The following is a 19,085-nucleotide window of genomic DNA, read 5'->3' as shown; positions in this document are numbered from 1 at the left end:
ATGAGACGGTTCTAGCATCGGCGCGGAACACCGGTCAACGGACCGTCGGGCGACGGGGCACCGGTGGACGAAGCACCGGTCGACGGCCGACGGCAAGACATGAGGGAGCGCACCAGATGGCAGGTCAGGACACCGCGGCCACCGTGGACCCGGAGGCCGCCGCCGGCCTCCCGGAGGCGGTGTGCCTGGGGGAGTCGATGGCCGTGCTGCTGCCCGAACGGCCGGGCCCGCTGGAGACCGTCGAGGGCTTCCGGGTCTCGCTGGGCGGCGCCGAGTCGAACGTGGCCGGCACCCTGGCGGCGCTGGGTGTGCGCAGCGGCTGGATCAGCCGGGTCGGCGACGACGGCTTCGGCCGGCGGCTGACGGCGGGGGTGGCCGCGCGCGGTGTGGACGTCTCGGCGGTCGTGGTCGACCCCACCCGCCCCACCGGGATCTACCTCAAGGAGGTCGGCGGCTCGACCGGCGAGCCGTACGACCTCGGCAGCGGACGCAGCCGGCTGCACTACTACCGGGCCGGCTCGGCCGCCGCCGCCCTCTCCCCCGCCCTGCTGGCGGCGCCCGCGGCGGCCCGGCTGCTGGCCGGCGCCCGGCTGCTGCACCTGTCCGGCATCACCCCGGCGCTCTCGGACGGCTGCCTGGAGCTGGTCCGGACATTGCTGGGCCGCCCGCGCCCGGCGGCCACCCGCGACCTGCTGATCAGCTTCGACCTGAACTGGCGCCCCGCGCTGTGGCAGGGCCGCGACCCGGCCGTGCTCCCCGCCCTGATGGACGCCGCCGACCTGCTGCTGCTCGGCGCCGACGAGGCCGAGGCCGTCCTCGGCACCGGCGACCCGCACGCGCTGCGCGCCCGCTTCCCCTCCCCCGCCGCCGTGGTGGTCAAGGACGCCGACCGGCTGGTCACCGCCGTCGGCCGGGACGGCGCCGCGGTCAGCGAGAGCGCGTTGAGCGTGGAGGTGGTCGAGGCGACCGGCGCCGGCGACGCCTTCGCCGCCGGGTACCTGGCCGGCACCCTGCGCGGCCTGGACCAGCGCCGCCGGCTGCGGCTGGGCCACCTCAGCGCGGCCTGCGCCCTGACGGCGCCCGGCGACCAGGCCGAACTGCCCCCGCGTGCGGTGGTGGCGGCCCTGCTGGACGCCTCGGCCGGGGACTGGGCCGCGACCCGGGTCGCGGCGGATGGCATCGTGTCCCCGGTACTTCCCGCGCTCCCGTCCCGGCCGGGCGCGTCCCCCGTGGTTGGAGCGAGATGAGCCAGACCGTCACCCGTGCCCTGCGCCTGCTCGCCGAGCTCGGCGAGGGTGAGCGCTCCCTCGACCAGCTGGCCGAGCTGCTCGGCGTGCACAAGACCACCGCGCTGCGCCTGCTGCAGAGTCTGGAGGAGGAGCGCTTCGTCTACCGCGACGCGGCGTACCGCTACCACCTCGGCGCCGGCCTGTTCGCGCTGTCCAGTCTGGCGCTGGAGCAGCGCGGGGTGCGCCGGGCGGCGGCGCCGCACCTGGCGGCGCTGAACTCGGCGACCGGCCAGACGGTCCATCTGGCCGCGTACGAGGGCGGCGAGGTGGTCTACATCGACAAGTACGACTCCCGGCACCCGGTGCGGATGTACTCGCGGATCGGCCTGCGGGCTGCACTGCACTGCGCGGCGGTGGCCAAGGTGCTGCTCGCCGACCTGCCGGTGGCCGAGCGGCGCCGGGTGGTGGCGGGCATCGACTTCACGCCGTACACCGCCAACACGCTGACCACCCCCGAGGCGCTGCTGGCCGAGCTGGACACCGTCGCGGCCCGCGGCTGGGCACAGGACCACGCCGAGCACGAGTCCTTCATCAACTGTGTGGCGGCGCCGGTCCGGGACGCCACCGGCCGGGTGGTGGCGGCCGCCTCGATCTCGGTGCCCGACGTGGTGCTGCCGTACGAGCGGGTGCTGGAGCTGCTGCCCCAGCTGCTGGCCACGGCCCGGGCGGTCTCCGCCGACTGCGGCCTGCCGCCGGGCGCCGCCTGACCCGGCCCGCCGTCCCCGATCCGCCCCCACCCCACGCGGTCTCCCCCGACCCCGCCCGACCCGCGCCGCCCGCACCACCCGGCGGCGCACCGGGCCCCGACCCACCGAGGAACCCCCGAAGATGAGCGAGCACCCCGCCATGAGCGACAAGGTCGAGATCCGTACCGACGGCGCCCCTGCCCCCGCCTGGATGTTCTCCCAGGGCGTCCGCAAGGGCCCGATCCTGCAGGTGTCCGGCCAGGGCCCGCAGGACCCGGCGACGGCCGAGTACCTCTACCCGGGCGACGTGAAGGCGCAGACCCGGCGGACCCTGGAGAACGTCAAGGCCATCGTCGAGGCCGGCGGCGCGACCGTCGAGGACGTGGTGATGTTCCGCGTCTACCTCACCAAGCGTTCGGACTTCGCGCTCATGAACGAGGTCTACGCCGAGTTCATCGACGAGAACGTCAAGCCGGGCGGTGTGAAGCCCTGCCGGACGACGATCTTCTGCGAGCTGCCGCAGGAGCCGATGCTGGTGGAGATCGACGCCCAGGCCGTGATCGGCTGACAGACCGCCCGCGGGCGACCGCGGCCCCGGACGGCATGACCGTCCGGGGCCGCGCCGTTGGCGGTGCCGGCCGGCCCGTCCCGGTCGCCCGCCGCCGGCCACCCGGACGCCCGCTCCGGTGGCGGGCCCGCCGCACCGCGCCAAAGCTGGGTTGACCTGCTCCCCGCCCAGGAGGCCCGGCCATGTCCGACACCACCGTGACCGAGGCCGCGCCGGCGCCGTCCCCGCCACCCGCGCTGAGCCGGCGCCAGACCAACGTCATCTTCCTGACCATCGTGCTCGGCATGCTGATGGCCGCACTCGACCAGACCATCGTCTCCACCGCCCTGCCCACCATCGTGGCGGACCTGGGCGGCGGCGGACACATGGCCTGGGTGGTGACGGCCTACCTGCTGGCCGAGACCGTCGCCACCGTGCTGGTCGGCAAGTTCGGCGACCTGTTCGGCCGCAAGATCGTCTTCCAGGTGAGCGCGGTGATCTTCATCGCCGGCTCGGTGATCTCCGGTGCGGCCAACGGCATGGCCGTGCTGATCATCGGCCGGGCCGTGCAGGGCGTGGGCGGCGGCGGGCTGATGGTCACCGCGATGGCCCTGATCGCGGACGTCATCCCGCTGCGCGAACGCGGCAAGTACCAGGGCGCGCTGGGCGCCGTCTTCGGAGTCACCACGGTGGTCGGCCCGACCCTGGGCGGGCTGTTCACCGACCACGCCTCCTGGCGCTGGTGCTTCTACGTCAACATCCCGATCGCCGCGGTGATGATCGTGATGGCCGCCCGGACGATCCCCTCGGTCCGGGCCGCCGTCCGACCGGTCATCGACTACCTCGGCATCGTGCTGATCGCGCTGGGCGCCAGCGGCCTGGTGCTCGGACTGGAGTGGGGCGGCAACGAGTACGCCTGGAGCTCGCCCGTGATCATCGGGCTGTTCACCGTCTCGGTGCTGCTGCTGGTCGCCTTCGTCCTGGTGGAGCTGCGCGCCCCGGAGCCGATGCTGCCGATGCACCTCTTCCGCAACTCGGTCTTCACGGTCTGCTCGGTGCTCAGCTTCATCGTCGGCTTCGCGATGCTCGGCGCGATGACCTACCTGCCGACGTACCTGCAGTTCGTCGACGGCGTCTCGGCCACCGGCTCGGGGGTGCGCACGCTGCCGATGGTGGTGGGCCTGCTCGGCATGTCGGTGCTCTCCGGTGTGGTGGTCAGCCGCACCGGCCGCTACCGGATCTTCCCGATCCTCGGCACCGCCGTGATGGCGCTGGGCCTGTACCTGATGTCGACGATGGGCCCCTCCACCGGTGTCTGGCTGGAGTCCCTGTACATGTTCGTCCTCGGGCTCGGCATCGGCCTGGCCATGCAGGTGCTGACCATCGCCGTCCAGAACACCGTCCCGTACCACGAGCTGGGCACCGCGACCTCGGGCGTCACCTTCTTCCGGACGCTCGGCAGCTCCTTCGGCACGGCGGTGTTCGGCACCCTCTTCACCAACCAGCTGGGCCCCAACCTGGAGGAGGCCTTCGCGCAGTCCCCCGGTGTGCCGCCGGCCGCGGTGCAGAGCCCGCAGGCCCTGCGGGCCCTGCCGGCCGACGTGGCCCAGCCGTTCGTCCAGGCCTACGCCGACACCATCAACTACGTCTTCCAGTGGGTGGTGCCGGTCGCCCTGGTGGGATTCGTGGTGGCCTGGTTCCTGAAGGAGGTGCCGCTGCGCGACAGTGCCCGGGCCGGCGCCTCCGACATGGGCGAGGCCTTCGGGGCGCCGGACAGCGGGGACGCCGACCGGCAGCTGGAGCGCGCGCTGGCCAACCTGCTGCGCAAGGCCAAGGGCCGCCCGGAGATCGGGCGGCAGCTGCTGGCCGACTCCGGCAGCACGGTCGGCCCGGACCAGGCCTGGATGCTCGGTCAGATCTACTGGCGCACCAAGCTCCAGGGCGGTGCGACGCTCCCGGCCATCGCCGCCGCGCACCACATGCCGGAGGAGGTCGTCCGGCCCGCCGCCGAGCGGACCGTGCACGCGGGCCTCGCCGGGAGCGAGCACGGTGTGCTGGCGCTCACCCCTCAGGGCGAGCGCGAGGTCGAGCGCCTGGCCGAGGCCTGGCGGCACTGGATCGACCGGCACCTGGACGACTGGGACGTCACCGATCCCACGGACCGGGCCCGGCTCGACCGCGCGGTCGAGGCCATCGCGACCCGGTTGTACGAGGACGACCAGGTGCACCGGGAGAGCGTGCCGGCCTGAGGGGAATCCCGCCGGCCCGACCGGGGAAGAATGCGGCCGCCGACAATCCCCCCCCCCCGAGGAAAACGCGAACTGGCCGGGCCCGCAGCGATGAGCGTTCGCTGCCGGCCCGGCCGGTGTTCAACTACCGCGGCGCATCAGGCCGCGAGGGTTCGTACCCGGTGTCAGATGCTGACGCCGTGCGCACGGAGGTAGGCGATCGGGTCGATGTCCGAGCCGTACTCCGAGCCGGTGCGGATCTCGAAGTGCAGGTGCGGGCCGGTCACGTTGCCGGTCGCGCCGGAGAGACCGATCTGCTGGCCGACGGTCACGGTCTGGCCGACCTTGACGCCGATCGAGGAGAGGTGGGCGTACTGGGCGTACTTGCCGTCCGCCAGCTTGATCTCGACCTCGTTGCCGTAGGCGCCGCCCGGGCCCGCCTTGACGACGGTGCCGGCCGCGACGGCCTTCAGCGGGGTGCCGGTGGCGGCGACGAAGTCGGCACCGGTGTGGTGGCCGCTGGACCACATGGAGCCGGCCACGCCGTAGGCGGTGCCGAGCTTGATGTTGGCGAGCGGGGCGGTGAAGCCGGAGGTGCTGGCGGCCGCGGCCGGGGCCGGGGTGGTGGCCGGCTTCGGCGCGGTGGTGGCGGCGGGCTTGGGGGCCTCGACCGGCTTGGGGGCCTGAGTGGCCTTCGGGGCCTCGGCGGCCTTGGGCGCCTGAGTGGCCTTCGGGGCCGGGGTGGCCTTCTTGGCCGGCGCGGAGTCGGAGGAGGTCTTCGGGGCCGGGGCGGCCTTCGGGGCCGGGGCGGCGGCGGGCGCCTGGGCGGCGGCCTTGCCGACCACGAGCTGCTGGCCCGGGTAGATCAGGTTCGGGTTGGCACCGACGACGGAGCGGTTGGTCTCGTACAGAGCGTGCCACCCACCGTCGACGTTCTTCGCGGCGGCGATCTTCGACAGGGTGTCACCGCCGACCACCTTGTAGGTCTCGTCGACGGCGGCGGCCGGGGCCGCGGCGGGGGCAGCCTCGACGGCGGCGGCCTTGACGGCCACGGCGTCGGCGCTGGTGGCACCGGTCCAGGTGGTGGACTGCGACTTGGCGGCCGGGACCTCGTGGGCCGAGGCGCTGACGGCGGTCACCAGGGGAAGGGCGAGAACCGCGCCGGTCACACCGGTGGCGATGCCGATCCGGGCGAGACGGGGCAGACGGTTACGACGGTGCTTTGCCTGTGCGGGCATGGGGTATTTCCTCTCCGACGCCTGCGAGGTGAGCTGTCGGGTTCGGGCTGGAGTTGCCCGGCCGCAAGCGCGGCTTCACCCCAAGCCGTCCCGGTTGCCGGGACGGCGACTTACCTGTGGGTCCCCCACTCCTGCCGTGCAGAGTTCGTTCGAAGCCCCCGGGCAGCGGCAGGACTAGGCGTTCCACCCGGTGGGCCCACCCGGTCATTGGCCGGGCAGTCGCTGAAGCAAAGCTCATCAACCCGGGCAAATCAATGTCGATCACATTCACCTCCGGAAATTCACAAAAATCCCAGGGAATTCAGTGACTCTCCGAATGATCGACTGTGCAGTACGTGCACAATCCAATCGCGCTGAGCGACCGCCCGACCCCCCTGCGCCGACATTTTCGGCCCTGCGTCCACCGCCGGACACGCTCAGCCACCACCCGGACGCGCCGCCGGTGACCCTTGTCACGTCGACCCCCCGGGCGCAGGATCGAGCCGTGGAAACCGACGACGCCGGCACGCTCAGGATCGGTACCCCGCAGGGCCGGTGGGTGGTGCTGGCCACGGTGCTCGGATCCAGCATGGCGATGCTCGACGGCACCGTCGTCAACGTCGCCCTGCCGCGGATCGGCGAGGACCTCGGCGCCTCGTTGGCCGCCCTGCAATGGACTCTGAACGCCTATCTGCTGACCCTGGCCGGGCTGATCCTGCTCGGCGGGGCGCTCGGCGACCGGTACGGCCGGCGCCGGGTCTTCCTGATCGGCGTCTGCTGGTTCGCCGCCGCCTCCGCCCTCTGCGCGGCCGCCCCGAACGTCGGGGTGCTGATCGCGGCCCGCGCCCTGCAGGGCATCGGCGGCGCGCTGCTCACCCCGGGGTCGCTGGCGATGCTGCAGGCGACCTTCCGCCCTGACGACCGCTCGGCCGCGGTCGGCCTCTGGTCCGGCCTGGGCGGGGTCGCGGCGGCGGTCGGCCCGTTCCTGGGCGGCTGGCTGGTGGACGGCCCGGGCTGGCGGTGGATCTTCCTGCTGAACGTGCCGCTGGCAGCCGTGGTCCTGGCCGTCTCACTGCGCCACGTACCGGAGAGCCGGGACGAGAAGGCCACCGGCAGCTTCGACATCGCGGGCGCGGTGCTGGCCGCGCTCGCCCTCGGCGGGGCGACCTACGCGCTGACGGCCGCCGGTGAGGGGCTCTCCCCCGCGGTCTGGCTCTCCGGCGCGGCCGGACTGCTGCTCGGCGCGGTGTTCATCGCCGTCGAGCGGCGCACCCCGGCCCCGATGCTGCCGCTGGAGCTGTTCTCCTCACGCCTGTTCACCGCGGTGAACCTGGTCACCCTCTGCGTGTACGCCGCCTTCAGCGGGGTGTTCTTCCTGCTGGTGGTGCAGCTCCAGACGGTGTCCGGCTTCACCCCGCTCACCTCCGGGCTCGCCCTGCTGCCGATCACCGTGCTGATGCTGGCGCTGTCCGCCCGGGCCGGGCGGCTCGGCAAGCGGATCGGCCCCAGGCTGCCGCTGTTCCTCGGGCCGATGATCTGCGCGGCGGGCGTGCTGCTGATGCTGCGGATCGGGCCCGGCGCCTCCTACTGGACGGACGTGCTGCCCGCCACCACGGTGATGGGCTGCGGGATGGTCCTGCTGGTGGCGCCGCTCACCGCGACGGTGCTGGCGGCGGTGGAGGTGCGCCGGGCCGGGATCGCCAGCGGCGTCAACAACGCGGCCGCCCGGGCGGCCGGCCTGCTCGCGGTCGCGGCGCTGCCCGCGCTGTCCGGGCTGAGCGGCGACGCCTACCAGGTGCCGGCCTCGGTGGACTCCGCCTTCCGGACCTCGATGCTGATCTGCGCCGGCCTCCTGGTGACCGGCGGCCTGCTGGCCCTGGCCACCGTCCGCGGCAATGTGCTGGCCCCCGAGGACCACCCGGTCGCCGAGCCCGACTGCGCCTGGACCTGCGGCACCTGCGGGCCGCCGATCGACCCCGGGCACGAAAGCCCCGGAACGCCTCGGGGCCCCGCCGCGGAAAGCGCGACAGGGCCCTGAGGAAGAACTGACGATACGTCAGAGAATGTCACCGGGCGCGTACTTGGCGGCCTCCGGGTGGGCGGCCGCGACCGCCTCGATCCGGCGGACGACCTCGGCGACCTGCGCCCCGGCCGCACCGGTGAAGGAGATCCGGTCGGCGAGCAGCGCGTCCAGCGCGGCGCGGTCGAGCGGCATCCGCTCGTCGGCGGCCAGCCGGTCCAGCAGCTCGTTCTCCCGGGCGCCGGCCCGCATCGCCAGGGCGGACGCGACGGCGTGCTCCTTGATGACCTCGTGCCCGGTCTCCCGGCCGACGCCCGCGCGCACCGCGCCCATCAGCACCTTGGTGGTGGCGAGGAACGGCAGGTAGCGGTCCAGCTCGGCCTCGATCACGGCGGGGAACGCGCCGAACTCGTCGAGCACGGTCAGGAAGGTCTCCAGCAGGCCGTCGAAGGCGAAGAAGGCGTCCGGCAGCGCGACCCGGCGCACCACCGAGCAGGAGACGTCGCCCTCGTTCCACTGGTCGCCGCCGAGCTCGGCGGTCATCGAGGCGTACCCGCGCAGGATGACGGCCAGGCCGTTGACGCGCTCGCAGGAGCGGGTGTTCATCTTGTGCGGCATCGCGGAGGAGCCGACCTGGCCCTCCTTGAAGCCCTCGGTGACCAGCTCGTGGCCGGCCATCAGGCGGATGGTCTTGGCCAGGCTGGACGGCGCGGCGGACAACTGGACCAGTGCGGAGAGCACCTCGAAGTCCAGCGAGCGCGGGTAGACCTGGCCGACGCTGGTCAGCACGTTGTCGAAGCCGAGGTGGCCCGCCACCCGCTGCTCCAGCTCGGCCAGCTTCCCGGTGTCGCCACCGAGCAGGTCCAGCATGTCCTGGGCGGTGCCGACCGGGCCCTTGATCCCGCGCAGCGGGTACCGGGCGATCAGCTCCTCCAGTCGGTTGAACGCCACCAGCAGCTCGTCGGCCACCGTGGCGAACCGCTTGCCGAGGGTGGTCGCCTGCGCGGCCACGTTGTGCGAGCGGCCGGCCATGACCAGCTCGGAGTGCTGCGCGGCGAGCCGGCCCAGGCGCACCAGCACCGCCACCGTACGGTCGCGGACGTGCTGCAGGGACTGGCGGATCTGGAGCTGCTCGACGTTCTCGGTGAGGTCCCGAGAGGTCATGCCCTTGTGGATCTGCTCGTGGCCGGCGAGGTCGCTGAACTCCTCGATGCGGGCCTTGACGTCGTGTCGGGTGACGCGCTCACGCGCGGCGATGGAGTCGAGGTCGACCTGGTCGAGGACGCGCTCGTAGTCGGCGACGGCGGTGGCGGGCACCTCGACACCGAGGTCCTGCTGGGCCTTCAGGACGGCGAGCCACAGGTGGCGCTCGAGGACCACCTTGTGCTCGGGGGACCACAGCTGGGCCAGGGTCGCCGAGGCGTACCGGGAGGCCAGGACATTGGGGATCTGGGGCTTCGCGCTCACGCTTCGCAAGCCTAACAGCCGAGGTCAGCCGGATCGTCGGCGGACCACCCCGAGCGCGCCGCGGGTGCTCGCCCGGTCAGCGGGCGAGCACCCGGCGCAGCAGCCGGACGTACCGGCGCGGACTGGCCGACGGGCGCCGCCGAGCGGGCCGACCGGGGGGCGGCGCAGGTCCGGGCGGCGCTGGCCGGGCTGGTCGACCAGCTCGGCGACGCCGACCCGGAGGCCGTCACGCCGGCCCTGGTCGACCTGCCGCCGGCGGTGGCCCACCGCCACCTGCGGGCGGGCGGCCCGCTACCGCCGGGCGCCGAGCGGCCGGCCGAGCGCGGCGCCCCCCGGCTGCAGACGGAGCGAGCAGGCGCGGGGGCCTGATGCCGGCCGGGGCGCGCGAACGGCCTCGACGCCTCGCGGCTACGGCGTCAGGCCGCCGGTCGGCCGGTGAGCACGGGCAGCACCTGGTGGCAGATCGAGTACAGCGCCACCCGCTGCTCCTCGGTCATGGCGTCGAAGGCCTGGTGGGTCCGGGCCATCTCGGCCCGGATCAGGGCCAGGATCTCCCGGCCCTGCTCGGTGATCACCACGATCTTCACCCGCCGGTCGCCCGCCGCCGCCTCCCGGTGGGCCAGCCCGAGGGTCTCCAGCCGGTCCACGATGCCGGTCACGTTGGAGGCGTCACAGCCGAGCCGCCCCGCCAGCGCCCGCATCGGCACCGGCTCGTGCACCGCGCCCAGCGCCTTGGCCTGCGAGGACGAGAGCCCGTGCCGGGCCGCCGCGCCCGCGAAGTCCTGGAAGTACGCGGCGCCGACGGCGGCCAGCGCCTCCATCAGCTCGGCGGTGGTCGGTGCGGCGGTCGCCGTCGGTGTCGAACCCATGCCGCCAGGGTACGCGTAGAAGGTTCACCAGCTCCAGCTTCGACCACCGCAAATGTCCAACCTCACCCCGGACCGGGCCCAGGTCAGAGCACCAGCTGGTCGAAGAGCCGGCGCAGCTCGACCTCCGGATCGGCGGTCAGGCCGGTGTGCACCGGTCCGGGCTGGACGACGGCGCTGCGCGGGGCGGTCAGCCAGCGGAACCGCCGGCCGGGGTCGTCGGCCGCCGCCGGTCCCGCCTCGGGGCCGCCCGCGCAGACCGCCTCGATGCCGTGCAGCGCCCGCCGCACCGCGGCCACGTCGGCCACCGGGTCGAGCGCCAGCAGCCGGGCCTGGTCCAGGTGGGTGCGGGCGCCGAGGTGGGCGCTCTGCCGGCAGTAGAGCAGCACGCCGATGTTGACGCACTCGCCGCGCTCGACCCGGGGGATCGCCCGGACCAGCGCGTACTCGTAGTCGTGCAGCGTCCCGTCGGGGTTGCTCACGGTGTCCTCCGATACCTCGGTGCCGGTGTCCCGACGGATCTCGGCCGCGCTCACCCGGACACCTCCGGGAGCCAGTCGCGGGGGCCGGCCAGCCGGGCCGTGAGCTGGGCGAGGTAGGCCTCGCGCACCGCCTCCGGCGAGTCGAAGCCGGGTTCGTCGGTGAGCCAGACCTCGGGGATCTGCGCCACCGCGCCGGCCAGCCCCTCCTGGGCGAGCGGTGCCAGCAGCTTGTCGGCCGCCGCGACGTCCGGCCTGGCCCGCAGCAGGGCGTGGTCACCGGCGTCGTAGGGGCGCCGGATCCAGCCGGCCGCGCCCGGCCAGTGGTGGTGGAAGATCAGGCTGGCGCCGTGGTCGATCAGCCGCAGGCCGCCGGTGGCGACCAGCAGGTTGGGGTTGCGCCAGGACCGGTCGACGTTGCCGATCAGCGCGTCGAACCAGAGCACCTGCCCGGCCAGCTCCGGCTCGACCTCGAAGCAGAGCGGGTCGAAGTTGAACGCCCCGCTGACGAAGGCCATCCCGAGGTTGGTGCCGCCGCTGGCCCGCATCTGGTCCTGCACCTGCTGGTCCGGTTCGCTCCGGGCGAGCACCGGGTCGAGGTCGACGGTGACCAGCTCGGGCACCGGCAGCCCGAGCCGCCGGCCCAGTTCACCCGCCAGCACCTCGGCGACCAGCGCCTTCCGGCCCTGCGCGGCCCCGACCCATTTGAGCGCGTAGAGCCGGTGGTCGTCGGCCTCGACCAGGCCCGGCATCGAGCCGCCTTCACGTAGTGGCGTCACATAACGGACCGCCGTCACCTCGGTGAGCACCCGGACAGCCTACCGATCCGTCAGGTCGACCGTCCGCACCGCTGCGGTGGCAGGGCCGGTTGGACCGTGCGAGTGTGGCGGACAGTGGGCCCCGCCCGGCCGGTCGTGCCGCGCCGACAGGGGCCTGGTTGTCCCGGCTCGGCTCGGACCAGCACTGTAAGGGATGAACGATGGAACGACCTCGGATCCTGATCGTTGGTGGCGGCTTCGCCGGACTGGAATGCGCGCGCCGCCTGGAACGCAAGCTCACGCCCGCGGAGGCGGAGATCTCCCTGGTCACGCCGTTCAGTTACCAGCTGTACCTGCCGCTGCTGCCGCACGTCGCGGCCGGCGTGCTCACCCCTCAGTCGGTGGCCGTCTCGTTGCGGCGGACGCTGCGGCGCACCCACATCGTCCCGGGCGGGGCGATCGGGGTCGACCCGCGCTCGAAGGTCTGCGTGGTCCGGAAGATCACCGACGAGGTGGTCGCCGAGCGCTACGACTACCTGGTGCTCGCCCCCGGCAGCGTGACCCGGACCTTCGACATCCCCGGTCTGACCGACTACGCGCGCGGCATGAAGACGCTCGCGGAGGCGACCTACGTCCGGGACCACGTCATCGCGCAGCTCGACCTCGCCTCGGCCAGCCTGGACCAGCGTGAGCGGGAGTCCCGGCTGCAGTTCGTGGTGGTCGGCGGCGGCTACGCCGGCACCGAGACGGCGGCCTGCCTGCAACGGCTGACCACCGCCGCCGCCCGGCGCTACCCGCGGCTGGACGCCCGGCAGATCAAGTGGCACCTGATCGACATCGCCCCGAAGCTGATGCCCGAACTCGGCGACGCGCTGGGCGAGACCGCGCTCCGGGTGCTGCGCGCCCGCGGCATCGAGGTGTCGCTCGGCGTGTCGGTGGCCGAGGTGGGCGCCGAGAGCGTCAAGTTCACCGACGGCCGGGTGCTCCCCAGCCGGACGCTGATCTGGACGGCCGGGGTCGCGGCCAGCCCGCTGATCGCGACCCTGGACGCCGAGACGGTGCGCGGCCGGGTGGCGGTCACGGCGGAGATGCGGGTGCCGCAGTTCGAGGGTGTCTTCGCGCTCGGCGACGCGGCCGCCGTCCCGGACCTCGCCAAGGGCGACGGCGCGGTCTGCCCGCCGACCGCCCAGCACTCCGCCCGGCAGGGCAAGGCGGTCGCCGACAATCTGATCGCCTCGCTCCGCGGCCGGCCCCTGGAGCCCTACTACCACAAGGACTTGGGCCTGGTGGTGGACCTCGGCGGCAAGGACGCGGTCTCCAAGCCGGTCGGCATCGAGCTGGAGGGTGTCCCGGCCCAGCTGGTGGCGCGCGGCTACCACCTGATGGCGATGCGGACCAACGCGGCGAAGTTCCGGGTCGGCGCGAACTGGCTGCTCAACGCGACCGCCGGCGACGACTTCGTCCGCACCGGCTTCCTCGCCCGCCAGCCCGCCCGGCTGCGCGACTTCGAGTACACCGACGCCTATCTGACGAAGGATCAGGTAAGGGCGCACGCCCAGGCGCTGCTCGCCAAGGGCTGACCGGCCCGACCGCGCCCGCCGGCGCCCGCACCCCGCCGAGGGGTACGGGCGCCGGCGGCGTGCGTACTACTTCGCGGTCAGGTACATCCCGTCGGTGTCCTGGCCGGCCGTGTTGCGGCAGCTCCAGTTGCCGGTCGGCCTGGCACCCAGCAGGGTCAGGCAGCGGCCGAGGGCGAGCTGGCCGTAGTAGTTCGGGTGCATCGACTCCTGGACGGTGCCCTGCGAGGCGCTCAGGCCGGCGTCGACGAACCGGGCCCACTCACCGGTGGTCGCGGAGGGCGCGGAGGTCGAGGTCGCCTGCCTGGTGGCCGTGGCGCAGACCTCGCGGCCCTGCAGCATGTCCCGCAGGTCCATGAACTGCACCCCCTTGGCGGCCGCGACCGCGGCCAGCGCGTCGGAGATCTGCGGCACCAGCGAGTCGCGGGCCCAGTCGGCGTCGCCGTCCCAGAACGGGCAGCCGCCGGTGTCGGCCCGGCTCCAGCCGCTCTCGCCGTAGCGCATCTCGGAGCTGCGCGGGATCGGCGACGGGTACGACTGCAGCACGATCCGGTAGTCGCCGGCCGCGTACCCGGCGGCGGTCATCACCGCGCGGATCTCGTCGACCGACTTGCGCACGCCCGCCATCGCGGCGGCCATCTTGGCGTCGACGGCGCTCTGCTGGTCGTCGTTGCAGTAGGAGTACCAGATCAGGTAGTCCTTCACGCAGGTCTGGATGACGTCCGCGAAGCCCAGGTCGTTGCCGCCGATCGAGAGCGTGATCAGCTTGACGTTGTTGGCGCGCGCGACGGTGGCGAGCTGGTCGGCCTGCGGGGCCTCGCCCTTGTACGACTGGCCGCCGTTGGCGGCCCGGAACACGTTGGCGGTGACGGCCCCCGAGCAGGCCAGGTTGATCTGGGTCTGGGCCAGGGTCGGGGCGCTGCGGACCTCGGCGACGTCCGAGCGGTCGCACCCGCTCGCGTACGTGGCGCCGTAGACCCGGGCCGGGTCGTAGGCACTGCCGGTCCAGGCCCGGTCGGTGCCGGCGCGGGAGCCGCTGGTGGTGAGGCTGTTGCCCTTCCAGCGGCCGGCCTCGCCGGAGATGTAGCTGTCCCCCATGGTCACGCTGGCGGTGGGGCCGGTGGCGGCCCGGGCCGGGGCGGCGGCGGCCAGCAGGCCGGTGGCGAGCAGGGGAAGTGCGAGGACGGCGGCGAACAGCCGCTGTGTTCTGCTGGTGCGTGCGGCGGTGCTCTGACAGCTTTCGGGCACGGCGGAACTCCTGCGTTCGGTCTCGCCCGCTGTATGGGGACGGGGAGACGCGGGGGTGAGGGTGGGCCGCCGGCCGGTGGCGCGAGAAACATGACATGCGCGCGCTTGTTACCGCTAGGTATCTGCAGCGACTTTCTCGCCCTGTTACCCGCCGGTTCTCCCGCCCTGTCACCCGCCGGTTCGAGGGAGTGCCCCGAGCCGTCCGGAGTGTCCCGGGACGCCCCGCCCGTGAGCGGCCGCAGGAGGCCGCCGTCCGCTCAGACCGGCCGGGAGTCTCCCCCGCCGGTGGCCAGGACCGCGGCCAGATCCGCCGCCAGCCGCGCCGCCTCGCCGGGCGCCAGGTCGGCCACCGTGATCCGCACCCCGGGCGGGGACTGCAGCCGGAACCGCGCGCCCGGCGCGACCACCCAGCCGTGCTGCACCAGCCCCACCACCGTCGCGGTCTCGTCCCGGACGGGCACCCAGACGTTCAGGCCGCTGGCGCCGTACGCCGCGATGCCGTGCGCGGCCAGCGCGCCGATCAGCTCCTCGCGGCGGGCGCGGTAGGCCGCCGCCACCCGCCGCACGGGGGCCGCGTCGGAGCGCCAGAGTTCGGCGACGGTGCGCTGGAGCAGATGGCTGACCCAGCCGGCGCCGAGGCTCTGCCGGCCCAGCACCCGGGCCACCGTCTCCTCGTCCCCGACCGCCACCGAGAGGCGCAGGTCCGGGCCGTAGGCCTTGGCCGCAGAGCGGACCACAGCCCAGTGCGCGGTGACCGGCACCCCTTGCGGGCCGCCGGCCAGCGACCGGAACGGCTGGTCGACGATGCCGTGCCCGTGGTCGTCCTCGATCAGCAGGATGCCCGGGTGGGCGGCCAGCACCTCGCGCAGCTGCTGCGCGCGGTCGGCGGTCAGGACGGCCCCGGTGGGGTTCTGGGCCCGGCCGGTGACGATCGCCGCGCGGGCACCGGCGGCCAGGGCGGCGGCGAGCGCGGCGGGCAGCGGGCCCTGCTCGTCCAGCGCCACCGGGACGGGCCTGAGCCCCAGCGCGGGCAGCAGGTCGAGCAGGCTGCCCCAGCCCGGGTCCTCCACCGCGACCTGGTCGCCGGGGCGCAGCCGGGTGTTGAGGACCCGCTCGATGGTGTCCAGCGCGCCGGAGGCCACCATCAGCCGGCCCTCGGGTGCGCCGTCGGCCAGGAAGGAGTCCCGGGCGAGAGCGAGCAGCCCGGGATCGGCGGACGGCTCCCCGTACAGCACGGGGTCGCGGTCGGCGGCGGCCCCCGCGACGGCGAGCGCCGGTGCCAGGGCCGGGAGCAGCTCGGTGGCGGGGTTGCCGGCGGACAGGTCACGGGCGTGCGGGGGGACGGGGACCCGCATCCCGTCGCGCGGGGCGACCGTCGGCCGGGGGCGGATCCGGCTGCCCTTGCGGCCGGCGGTCTCGATCACTCCGCGGTCGCGCAGCAGGCGGTAGGCGGCGGCGACGGTGTTGGGGTTGACGTCCAGCCGCTCGGCCAGTTCGCGCAGCGGCGGGAGGGCAGCACCGGGTGCCAGTTGCCCGGCGCCGACCGCGGCCTCGACATCCGCCGCGATATCGCTGGCCCGACGCCCCTTGATCATATATTCTCCTAGCACAAAAGGAATTATGCACTAGTACATAGAGGTTGTCATGTCGGACGGCACCACCTACTCCCGCACCGAACGCACCACCCCGACCCGCTACAAGGACCGGGCCACCTGGGAGCGCGACGCGATCCACGCGATCCTCGACAGCACGTACATCTGCCACCTGGGGTTCGTCGCCGACGGTGCGCCCGTCGTCCTGCCGACCATCTACGCCCGGGTCGGCGACCGCCTCTACGTGCACGGCTCCACCGGCAGCCGTCCGATGCGCGGCGCGGCCGACCCCGGCCTCCCGGTCTGCGTCACGGTCACCCTGGTCGACGCACTGGTGCTCACCAAGTCCGCGTTCAACCACTCCGTCAACTTCCGTTCGGTGGTGGCCCACGGCATCGCCCGCCAGGTCACCGACCCCGAGGAGCTGACCGTCGCCCTGGACGCGCTGGTCGACCAGGCCGTCCCCGGCCGCTCGGGCGACGTACGCCGGCCCAACGCCAGGGAACTCGCCGCCACCGCCGTCGTCCGGCTGGACCTCGACGAGGTCTCGGCGAAGACCCGCGCGGACGGCGCCGACGACGACGAGGCGGACCTCGACCTGCCCTACTGGGCCGGCGTCGTCCCCGTCGCGACGGTGCACGGCGCCCCCGAGCCGGACGCCTCCAGCACCGTGCCGCTGCCCGCCTACCTGCGCGAACTGCGCTGACCGGAGGGGCAGATGCTGATCAGGAGCTGGGACCGCGGCGACGAGAGCGAATGGCGCGAATGGCTCGCCGCCGGGCGGGACTTCGGGCTGCTCGCCGCCAACGGCCCCCCGGGCCACGGGCCCGTCCTCGTCCCGACCCACTTCCTTCTCGACGCGGACGCGGGCGAGATCCTGCTGCACCTCGCCGCGCCCAACCCGATCTGGGCGGCGCTGCGGGCCGACCCGCAGGTGACGCTGTCGGTGACGGACGACTACGCCTTCGCCCCCGGCACCTGGCGTGGCGCGCCGGGCACACCGACCAGCTACTACGCCTCGGTCCAGTTCGCCTGCACCGCCGAGATCGTCGAGGACGCCGCGGGCAAGGCCGCCATCCTCAACCGCCAGCTGGCGCACTTCCAGCCGGAGTCGCCCGAGGTCCGGGTGACGCCCGGGGCCGAGCCCTTCGGCCCGCTGCTGACGGGCCTGCGCGGGCTGCGGCTGACCGTCCGGGAGGTCCGCGCCAAGTTCAAGTACGACGACAAGAAGCCGGCCGCGGAGCAGCGCGCGATCGCCGGGCTGCTGGCGGAGCGCGCGCAGGGGCTGGACCCGGGCGCCCGGGCGCAGCTGCTGCGGCGCAACGCCCGGCGGGCCGGCGACCCGGTGCCGGCCCGGACGCAGCGGCAGGAGCCGGCGGCGCGCCCGGAGGGCTGCCCGGCGGGCTGAGCCGTCCGCCGGCGTTGCGCCGCAGCGACCACGCCCGGGCCCGTGGCCCCGGCCACGGGTTCGCGCCGGGGCCGGGGCTCGCCGGGACTGACGGACCGTAGGGAGGTACGCCCGGACGGGTTGCGTCCGCCGCGACATGCCGCCGAACGGGCTGCCGGCCGGGCGTACCGGTCACCCGCCTGATCGAATGTGAGGCGGACCCTGTCCACTCGGCCGTGCCGGCGGGCCGTCGCACCCTCAGGAGCTCGTCGTGGCCACCACCCACCCACCCAAGGACGCCGGTGAGGCGCACCTCGGGCATGTCGTGTTCATCTCGGCCGCCGCCGCGATGGGCGGCTTCCTCTTCGGCTACGACAGCGCCGTCATCAACGGCGCCGTGACCGGCATCCAGAAGCACTTCGAGGTGGGCAACAGCGAGACGGCCTTCGTGGTGGCGATCGCCCTGCTCGGCTCGGCGGCCGGCGCGGTGGCGGCCGGCCGGCTGGCCGACCACCTGGGCCGGGTCCGGACGATGCTGCTGGCCGCGGTGCTCTTCGCGATCAGCGGCGTCGGCTCGATGTTCCCGCCGAGCATCCAGGTGCTGGCCACCTGGCGGGTGGTCGGCGGCGTCGCGATCGGCATCGCCTCGGTGATCGCGCCCACCTACATCGCCGAGGTCGCGCCGACCGCCTACCGGGGCCGGCTGGCGTCCTTCCAGCAGCTGGCGATCGTGCTCGGGATCACCGTCTCGCAGCTCGCCAACTACGCGCTGAACGAGGCGGCCGGCGGGGAGTCCACCGGGCACCTGGCCGGCATCCAGGCCTGGCAGTGGATGCTCGGCGTCGAGACGGTGCCCGCCCTGGTGTACGGGCTGATGGCACTCGCCATCCCCGAGTCGCCGCGCTACCTGATCGCCTCCAGGCGGGAGGACGAGGCCCGCGAGGTGCTGCGCGAGGTGGAGGGCGAGGGGATCGACCTGGACGCCCGGGTCGCCGAGATCCGCGCGGTGCTGGAGTCCACCCACAAGCCGCGGGCCCGGGACCTGCTGGGCGGGCGGTTCGGGCTGCTGCCGATCGTCTGGATCGGCATCGGTGCCTCGGTCTTCCAGCAGTTCGTCGGCATCAACGTGATCTTCTACTACTCGTCCTTCCTCTGGCAGTCGGTGGGCATCGACGAGAGCAACTCGCTGCTCATCAGCCTCTCCACCTCGATCGTCAACGTGATCGGCACCGTGCTCGCGATGACCCTGGTGGACCGGATCGGCCGCAAGCCGCTGGCGCTGGCCGGCTCGGCGGGCATGGCGCTCTCCCTCGGCCTGGCCGCCTGGGCCTTCTCCTTCCGGGTCGGCACCGGCGACACCGCGACCCTGGAGGACGCCTACGCCACCACGGCCCTGGTCGCCGCCCACGTCTTCGTGTTCTGCTTCGCGTTCTCCTGGGGCGTGGTGGTCTGGGTGCTGCTCGGCGAGATGTTCCCCAACCGGATCCGGGCGCTCGCCCTGTCGGTCGCCGCCTCCGCCCAGTGGATCGCCAACTGGGCCATCACCGTCACCTTTCCGGACCTCGCGGACTGGAACCTGTCGGGCACCTACGTCATCTACGCCTGCTTCGCGCTGCTCTCCATCCCGTTCGTGGTCTTCTGCATCAAGGAGACCAAGGGGCGCACCCTGGAGTCGATGGGCTGACGCCCGCTCCCGGCGCGCCTTCCGTACGACATCCCGCTCC

Annotated in this window: 16 protein-coding genes and 1 riboswitch; of the genes, 9 read left to right on the top strand and 7 right to left on the bottom strand. The window is 73.7% G+C overall.

The features are described from left to right. Window positions 1-116 precede the first annotated feature (116 nt). From OG689_RS33405 to OG689_RS33390, 4 genes are all read left to right on the top strand, one after another. On the top strand, window positions 117-1,247 hold the full coding sequence (locus OG689_RS33405; RefSeq protein WP_266324554.1) for a sugar kinase: 1,131 nt from the start codon (window positions 117-119) through the stop codon (window positions 1,245-1,247). Then, window positions 1,244-1,996 carry an IclR family transcriptional regulator gene (locus OG689_RS33400; protein ID WP_073927290.1) on the top strand — a complete coding sequence of 251 codons (753 nt, stop codon included), beginning with the start codon at window positions 1,244-1,246 and terminating at the stop codon, window positions 1,994-1,996. The genes OG689_RS33405 and OG689_RS33400 overlap by 4 nt, the downstream gene beginning before the upstream one ends. Window positions 1,997-2,117: 121 nt before the next feature. Next, the gene (locus tag OG689_RS33395; RefSeq protein WP_266324553.1) at window positions 2,118-2,543 is read left to right on the top strand and encodes a RidA family protein; all 426 of its coding nucleotides are present in this window, start codon (window positions 2,118-2,120) and stop codon (window positions 2,541-2,543) included. Window positions 2,544-2,725: 182 nt separating this feature from the next. Then, window positions 2,726-4,771, top strand: coding sequence for an MDR family MFS transporter (locus tag OG689_RS33390; RefSeq protein ID WP_266324552.1), 2,046 nt, complete (start codon window positions 2,726-2,728; stop codon window positions 4,769-4,771). 164 nt (window positions 4,772-4,935) lie between these two features. On the opposite strand, the gene OG689_RS33385 is transcribed toward OG689_RS33390, so the two are convergent. Beyond that, the gene (locus OG689_RS33385) at window positions 4,936-5,988 is read right to left on the bottom strand and encodes a M23 family metallopeptidase (protein WP_266324551.1); all 1,053 of its coding nucleotides are present in this window, start codon (window positions 5,986-5,988) and stop codon (window positions 4,936-4,938) included. A 3-nt stretch (window positions 5,989-5,991) separates the two neighbouring features. Next, a riboswitch (cyclic di-AMP (ydaO/yuaA leader) is annotated at window positions 5,992-6,169 on the bottom strand. A gap of 303 nt (window positions 6,170-6,472) precedes the next feature. Between OG689_RS33385 and OG689_RS33380 the strand changes: the two genes are divergently transcribed. Beyond that, entirely contained in the window at window positions 6,473-8,005 is a 1,533-nt protein-coding gene (locus tag OG689_RS33380) for an MFS transporter (protein ID WP_266324550.1), read from the top strand. A gap of 18 nt (window positions 8,006-8,023) precedes the next feature. Here OG689_RS33380 and purB read toward each other — a convergent pair whose 3' ends face one another. The 4 genes from purB to OG689_RS33360 form a co-directional block, all read right to left on the bottom strand. Beyond that, on the bottom strand, window positions 8,024-9,463 hold the full coding sequence (gene purB / locus OG689_RS33375; RefSeq protein WP_266324549.1) for an adenylosuccinate lyase: 1,440 nt from the start codon (window positions 9,461-9,463) through the stop codon (window positions 8,024-8,026). A 407-nt stretch (window positions 9,464-9,870) separates the two neighbouring features. Next, a complete protein-coding gene (locus OG689_RS33370; RefSeq protein ID WP_266324548.1) occupies window positions 9,871-10,323 on the bottom strand; it encodes a MarR family transcriptional regulator in 453 nt (150 codons plus the stop codon). A gap of 83 nt (window positions 10,324-10,406) precedes the next feature. Next, on the bottom strand, window positions 10,407-10,802 hold the full coding sequence (locus OG689_RS33365) for a DUF3037 domain-containing protein (RefSeq protein ID WP_266327632.1): 396 nt from the start codon (window positions 10,800-10,802) through the stop codon (window positions 10,407-10,409). Between the two features lie 50 nt (window positions 10,803-10,852). Then, the gene (locus tag OG689_RS33360) at window positions 10,853-11,608 is read right to left on the bottom strand and encodes a HipA family kinase (protein ID WP_266324547.1); all 756 of its coding nucleotides are present in this window, start codon (window positions 11,606-11,608) and stop codon (window positions 10,853-10,855) included. A gap of 170 nt (window positions 11,609-11,778) precedes the next feature. On the opposite strand from OG689_RS33360, the gene OG689_RS33355 reads away from it, so the two are divergent. Continuing rightward, on the top strand, window positions 11,779-13,137 hold the full coding sequence (locus tag OG689_RS33355) for an NAD(P)/FAD-dependent oxidoreductase (protein WP_073927297.1): 1,359 nt from the start codon (window positions 11,779-11,781) through the stop codon (window positions 13,135-13,137). Window positions 13,138-13,203: 66 nt separating this feature from the next. Here the strand turns inward: OG689_RS33355 and OG689_RS33350 are convergent, their stop codons facing one another. After that, a complete protein-coding gene (locus tag OG689_RS33350; RefSeq protein ID WP_266324546.1) occupies window positions 13,204-14,382 on the bottom strand; it encodes a GDSL-type esterase/lipase family protein in 1,179 nt (392 codons plus the stop codon). A 257-nt stretch (window positions 14,383-14,639) separates the two neighbouring features. After that, window positions 14,640-15,992 (bottom strand): aminotransferase class I/II-fold pyridoxal phosphate-dependent enzyme, encoded by a 1,353-nt coding sequence (locus tag OG689_RS33345; RefSeq protein WP_266324545.1) that lies wholly within the window; start codon window positions 15,990-15,992, stop codon window positions 14,640-14,642. A 34-nt stretch (window positions 15,993-16,026) separates the two neighbouring features. Between OG689_RS33345 and OG689_RS33340 the strand changes: the two genes are divergently transcribed. The 3 genes from OG689_RS33340 (at window position 16,027) to OG689_RS33330 (ending at window position 19,045) form a co-directional block, all read left to right on the top strand. Further along, a complete protein-coding gene (locus OG689_RS33340) occupies window positions 16,027-16,680 on the top strand; it encodes a pyridoxamine 5'-phosphate oxidase family protein (protein WP_266324544.1) in 654 nt (217 codons plus the stop codon). 12 nt (window positions 16,681-16,692) lie between these two features. Beyond that, entirely contained in the window at window positions 16,693-17,382 is a 690-nt protein-coding gene (locus tag OG689_RS33335; protein ID WP_266324543.1) for an FMN-binding negative transcriptional regulator, read from the top strand. A 250-nt stretch (window positions 17,383-17,632) separates the two neighbouring features. After that, window positions 17,633-19,045 carry a sugar porter family MFS transporter gene (locus OG689_RS33330; protein WP_266324542.1) on the top strand — a complete coding sequence of 471 codons (1,413 nt, stop codon included), beginning with the start codon at window positions 17,633-17,635 and terminating at the stop codon, window positions 19,043-19,045. Window positions 19,046-19,085 lie beyond the last annotated feature (40 nt).

It is taken from the genome of Kitasatospora sp. NBC_00240 (genome assembly GCF_026342405.1).
Lineage (GTDB): Bacteria > Actinomycetota > Actinomycetes > Streptomycetales > Streptomycetaceae > Kitasatospora.
The sequence above is the reverse complement of the archived record's forward strand: the minus strand, read 5'-3'. Positions and strand labels throughout refer to the sequence as shown.

What these genes read in the sequence shown, in the direction of transcription:
- OG689_RS33340 (WP_266324544.1), top strand. Translation starts at nt 16,027, where the DNA reads ATGTCGGACGGCACCACCTACTCCCGCACCGAACGCACCACCCCGACC.
- OG689_RS33370 (WP_266324548.1), bottom strand. Translation starts at nt 10,323, where the DNA reads ATGGGTTCGACACCGACGGCGACCGCCGCACCGACCACCGCCGAGCTG.
- OG689_RS33395 (WP_266324553.1), top strand. Translation starts at nt 2,118, where the DNA reads ATGAGCGAGCACCCCGCCATGAGCGACAAGGTCGAGATCCGTACCGAC.
- OG689_RS33385 (WP_266324551.1), bottom strand. Translation starts at nt 5,988, where the DNA reads ATGCCCGCACAGGCAAAGCACCGTCGTAACCGTCTGCCCCGTCTCGCC.
- OG689_RS33335 (WP_266324543.1), top strand. Translation starts at nt 16,693, where the DNA reads ATGCTGATCAGGAGCTGGGACCGCGGCGACGAGAGCGAATGGCGCGAA.
- OG689_RS33390 (WP_266324552.1), top strand. Translation starts at nt 2,726, where the DNA reads ATGTCCGACACCACCGTGACCGAGGCCGCGCCGGCGCCGTCCCCGCCA.
- OG689_RS33400 (WP_073927290.1), top strand. Translation starts at nt 1,244, where the DNA reads ATGAGCCAGACCGTCACCCGTGCCCTGCGCCTGCTCGCCGAGCTCGGC.
- OG689_RS33405 (WP_266324554.1), top strand. Translation starts at nt 117, where the DNA reads ATGGCAGGTCAGGACACCGCGGCCACCGTGGACCCGGAGGCCGCCGCC.
- OG689_RS33355 (WP_073927297.1), top strand. Translation starts at nt 11,779, where the DNA reads ATGGAACGACCTCGGATCCTGATCGTTGGTGGCGGCTTCGCCGGACTG.